Source organism: Corallococcus llansteffanensis (assembly GCF_003612055.1).
In the GTDB taxonomy this organism is placed as follows: Bacteria; Myxococcota; Myxococcia; order Myxococcales; family Myxococcaceae; genus Corallococcus; species Corallococcus llansteffanensis.
Window position 1 is genome coordinate 1 of the sequence record NZ_RAWB01000695.1, and the last position, 4,709, is coordinate 4,709.

Consider the following 4,709-nt stretch of genomic DNA (forward strand, 5'->3'; position numbering starts at 1 on the left):
GCCTGGTGGCCTACGTGACGCCCTCCCCCGAAGGCGCTCCCGACTTCGACTCCGTGCGGGTGGCCCTCAAGCAGCGGCTGCCCGACTACATGGTGCCGTCCTTCTTCATCCTGCTGGACGCCTTCCCGGTCATGCCCAACGGCAAGCTCGACCGCAAGGCCCTGCCCGCACCGGGGGACACGGCCCTCGCGCCGCGGGACTACGTGGCTCCGCGCGACATGCTCGAGCTGGTGGTGGCCTGCCTCTTCGAGGAGCTGAACAACGTCCGCCCCGTCGGCGTGCACAGCAACTTCTTCGAGCTTGGCGGACACTCCCTGCTGGCCGTGCGCCTGATGGCGGGCCTGCGCCAGCGCACCGGCGTTTCCCTCCCGCTCACGGCGCTCTTCCAGGCCCCCACCGTGGAGCAGCTCGCGGCGCTCTGCCGCCGGGCGCCCACGGAGTGGTCACCCCTCGTGCCCATCCAGCCCGGCGGGGAGCGGCCGCCTTTCTTCTGCGTCCACCCCGTGGGCGGCAACGTCCTCTGCTTCGCCGAGCTGGCCCGGGCGCTGGGCCCCCACCAGCCTGTCTACGCCCTCCAAGCCCAGGGGCTCGACGGCAAGCGGCCGCCCCTCCAGTCCATCGCGGAGATGACCCGCGTCTACGTCCAGGCCATCCGGGCGCTCCAGCCGAAGGGGCCCTACCGCGTGGGAGGCTGGTCTCTCGGGGGCGCGGTCGCCTTCGACATGGCCTGCCTCCTCCGGGAGCAGGGCGAGCAGGTCGAGGTGCTCGCCCTCATCGAGCCCACCTCCGCCTCCTACGCCCGGGGAGCCCCGCTGGAGGACGACATGACCCTCACCTTCCAGTTCATCCAGGACCTGGCCCGCACCGCGGGGCTGGACCTCGCGCCGCCTCCCGACGCCGACCCGTTCGACGCCGAGCACCTGCTGCTCCACCTGCTCGCGGAAGGCCGGAAGGCCGGCCTCTTCGCCTCGGACACGGACCTGGACTGGCTGCGTGCCTTCAAGGAGGTCTTCATCTCCAACCTCCGGGCGCTTCGCCAGCACACGCTGCATGACTTCCCCGGCCGTACCACCCTGCTGCTCGGCTCGGAGTCCCAGGAAGGCGTCACGCCCCTGCATGACCGGGACTGGGGCTCGCTGTCCTCGGACGTCGACATGCACGGCGTTCCCGGAAACCACTACTCCCTGCTCCGGGCCCCTCACGTCCAGGAGCTCGCCCGCGTCCTCACGACGCTGTTCGAGCAGGCGGACTCCCGGCGGAAGACGCATCCCCAGGAGGACGGAACGCGGCTCAAGACAGCGTGACTCGCGGGGGCCTCACGGGAGGGGCCCCGGCCGAAGTCGGGCGCTTGCTCAAGGCCGCTCCGGCTGCCCTTCCTGCTTCCCCAGAAGGCTGAGGAAGAAGGGGCACCCCAGGAGGGCGGTGATGACCCCCACGGGAAGCTCCGCGTCGAACACGGGGAAGAGCAGCCGCGCGAGCAGGTCGGAGCCCAGCACGAACACGGCGCCCCCGAGCGCGCTGCAGGGAATCAGCAGCCGCAGGTCCGGGCCGAGCAGCGCCCGCAGGATGTGCGGAACGATGAGCCCCACGAAGCCAATCATCCCCGCGAGCGCAACCGAGCCCGCCACGCTCACGGACGTGGCCAGGAAGAGAATCACGCGGACGCGCTGGACCGGGACTCCGAGCGACGCGGCATCATCGTCCCCCAGCGTGAGCAGGTTGAGCTGCCCGGACCAGATCCACATGACCGCGATGGCCAGGACCTGGAGCAGGCCCATGCCCAGCAGCGTCCCAGCGCTCTCGTAGCCAAGCGCCCCCGCCAGCCAGAAGAGGATCTCCCCGGCCTTGTCCTGGGTCACGAGGGTCCGGATCAACGTGATGAGCGCCACGGCGAAGGAATTGAAGATGACCCCCGACAGCAGCGAGGCATAGGGCGAGCCTCCCGCGCGGACCCGCCCGATGACGAGAACGAAGAGCACCGCCCCCACCGAGCCGATGAACGCGAAGAAGGACTGCGCCGAGACGTACGCGAACGCTCCAAGCTGCGCTCCGGAGATGAGCTCCGAGACCGTGCCCAGCCCGGCGGCGATGGCCAGGGAGGCGCCCAGCGCCGCGCCGCCGGACACCCCCAGGACGAAGGGGTCCGCCAGCGGATTGCGGAGCAGGGCCTGCAACACCGCTCCGGAGCTTGCGAGCGCCGCGCCAATCAGGGCCGCCAGGACCGCCCGTGGCAGGCGCAGCGACCAGAAGATGCTGGCGTCCGTGGAGGCGGGGTCCGTCAACGCGACCCGGAGCGAGATGGGATGCTCCCCGAAGCGGACTGCCAGCGCGAACGCGCCCAGGCACAGCCCCCCCAGCAGCACGAGGAGGAAGAAGGCCCGGCTCGGGGTGAACCGGACGGCGTCTGGCTGAAACAACGGCATGGGCTCCTGCTATCTGCCGCGGGCCGGATCCGCCGCCAGGACGGAGAAGAGCTCCTCCAACCCCCGGATCAGGCCCGGTCCGGGCTGCAGCAACTCCGCCGAACTCAGGGTGACCCAGCGCGCATTCTTCAGGCCGGGAAGCTCCTGGAGGCTCTCCCGCCCCCGGGTACTCCCGCCACCGTCGATGATGACATCCGGCTTCGCCAGGATGGCACTCTCCGGCGAGTATGAATTCACCGGGCAGGACTCATCGCCCATCACGTTGATGGCCCCGACGTCCCGGAGGAGGTCATCCGTGAAGGACCCCGCGCCCGCCACCACCAGGGGGGTGAACCCATAGACGAAGAGCACCCGCGGGTGTGGCCGCGCCTTCGCCTTCTCCCGGATGCGCGCGCGCGCACGCGCTATCTCCCCGACCAGCGCCTCCGCCTTCGCGCCCAGCTTCAGGGGACGGGCAATGGCCTGGATCGCCTCCACCACATCCTCCATGTCCCGCATGGGAACGGAGAGCACCGGTATCCCCAGCTTGGAGAGCGTCTCCACGGACTTGCGGTTCATGGGCGACGCGACGGTCAGGACGAGATCCGGCTTCAGGCCGATCACCACCTCCACGGCGATGTCCGTGAAGCCCCCGACCCGGGGCAGCGAGGCGACCTCGGGCAGCTCGTCGAAGCGGGAGACCCCCACCAGCCGGTCGGCGCCGCCAAGGGCGACGACCGTCTGGGTGAGCGAAGGCGCGAGCGACACCACCCGCGTGACGGCCGCCTTGGGCGCCGCGCCCAGATACAGGGGGGACTCCGGGATCGGCATCGACCTGCAGGAGCCGCCGGAGGCCGCGAGCACTGCGAGGAGAAGGGATGAAAGCATGAGAGCGGGTGTGGGGGGCTCGCTCGGCGTGGGGCGCGGAGCCTAGCCTTCCGCCCGGTGGAGCGTCGAGTCCGCGAAGTAGAACCCATGGTTCTGCGAGACGGCCCCGGGCATGACGGGGATCCGCTCCTTGAACATGGGTCCCGCGAAGGCGAACGTGTGGAACTCCCCCAGCTCGCCACAGGCGTCCACGCCCGAGGGAAGCGCGTCGATGAACGCGGTGTCGAAGGTGCTCCCGACGAACGAGGGCGCCAGCAGGCGCGGATCCACCGAGGTGATGCGAGCGAGCACGCCCGCCGCCAGCATCTCCCGGGCAAGCTCCAGGCTGTTGCGCCCCCAGAGCGGGAACAGGGGCTTCAGCACGGTTCCCTGGAGGCGCTCCTCCCGGTAGCTGCGGACCTCCTCCAGGAAGATGTCCCCGAAGGCGACGAACGATATCCCTTCCGCGCTGGCCCGCTTGAGCACATCCGCCATCGCGGCCGCGTAGACCTCGGGCGGACAGGGATCGGGGACGCTGACCATCCACAGCGGGACCCCCGCCGCCTCCGCCTGTTTCTGGAGCAGGGGGATGCTGACGGCATGCATCGAAACCCGGTGGCTCCCGTCATCCACCAGCGTCAGCAGGCCCACGACCTCGACGTCTCCCTGCTGGCGCAGTGTGTGGAGCGTCCAAGCGGAATCCTTGCCACCGCTCCATGAAACGAGGGCCTTGGGCCGAGTCATCGCGCCTATCTCCGTTGTCGGTAGATGAGCCCCACTGTTCCAGCAGGAACCGGAACAATCGAGTCAGTCCATTTGCCAAGGGAATCCCCGGCAAACCTGATTCAACACAATAACAGACCGTTTGCCAATGCACGGGCCTCCTATGCCTGTCGCGTCAATTGCTCCAGGAACGCAGCGGAGAGGTGTGCCGTGACGTGCTGGGTCCACCGATCGATCTCAGCCATGAAGCCTCCCGCCGAGAACGCGCGCCCGTCCGTGAGAGGCGGCAATCCCCGCTCGGCGCGGAGCAGGTTGATGAACCCATGCCGGAACCCGTCCTCGTCAAACAAACCGTGAAGGTAGGTTCCCCAGATGCGCCCCCCCGCGCTCGATGCCCCTTCTGGCAGCTCCTCGCCGCCCGGGTGCGGCGCGAGCTGGAGCAGCGGCGCCCACCCTTCCGCGACAGGCTCGCTGTCTCCCACGTGGACTTCGTAGCCCGTCACCTCCAGGCCCCGCAGTGAGGGCTCCAGGCAGGAGCCCCGGACCTGGCGGGTGATCTTGCGGCGCGCCATGCAGGTCCGGAGGGGGAGCAGCCCGAGCCCGTCCACCGCCGAGCCAGGGGGACTCTCCACGCCGTCCGGATCTTCCACCCGCATGCCCAGCATCTGCATGCCGCCACAGATGCCCAGCACCCTCCCCCCCCGGCGGGAATGACGC

At 69.8% G+C, this 4,709-nt stretch carries 4 protein-coding genes and 1 pseudogene; 1 reads left to right on the forward strand and 4 read right to left on the reverse strand.

What is annotated here, in order from left to right; genetic code table 11:
* Positions 1-1,304, forward strand: a 1,304-nt coding sequence (locus D7V93_RS38340; protein ID WP_158623955.1) for an alpha/beta fold hydrolase, incomplete at its 5' end; no start/stop codon positions are given.
* Positions 1,305-1,352: 48 nt separating this feature from the next.
* Here the strand turns inward: D7V93_RS38340 and D7V93_RS38345 are convergent.
* The 4 genes and pseudogenes from D7V93_RS38345 to D7V93_RS38360 form a co-directional block, all read right to left on the reverse strand.
* Positions 1,353-2,423 carry a FecCD family ABC transporter permease gene (locus tag D7V93_RS38345; RefSeq protein WP_120648030.1) on the reverse strand — a complete coding sequence of 357 codons (1,071 nt, stop codon included), beginning with the start codon at positions 2,421-2,423 and terminating at the stop codon, positions 1,353-1,355.
* Between the two features lie 9 nt (positions 2,424-2,432).
* Positions 2,433-3,233 carry an ABC transporter substrate-binding protein gene (locus D7V93_RS38350; RefSeq protein WP_244237753.1) on the reverse strand — a complete coding sequence of 267 codons (801 nt, stop codon included), beginning with the start codon at positions 3,231-3,233 and terminating at the stop codon, positions 2,433-2,435.
* A gap of 99 nt (positions 3,234-3,332) precedes the next feature.
* Entirely contained in the window at positions 3,333-4,013 is a 681-nt protein-coding gene (locus D7V93_RS38355; RefSeq protein WP_120648032.1) for a Dph6-related ATP pyrophosphatase, read from the reverse strand.
* Between the two features lie 140 nt (positions 4,014-4,153).
* Positions 4,154-4,709, reverse strand: a pseudogene (locus tag D7V93_RS38360) (hypothetical protein); the annotation flags it as partial.

Coding starts and splice junctions, on each gene's coding strand:
- D7V93_RS38350 (WP_244237753.1), bottom strand. CDS start 3,233: ATGCCGATCCCGGAGTCCCCCCTGTATCTGGGCGCGGCGCCCAAGGCG.
- D7V93_RS38355 (WP_120648032.1), bottom strand. CDS start 4,013: ATGACTCGGCCCAAGGCCCTCGTTTCATGGAGCGGTGGCAAGGATTCC.
- D7V93_RS38345 (WP_120648030.1), bottom strand. CDS start 2,423: ATGCCGTTGTTTCAGCCAGACGCCGTCCGGTTCACCCCGAGCCGGGCC.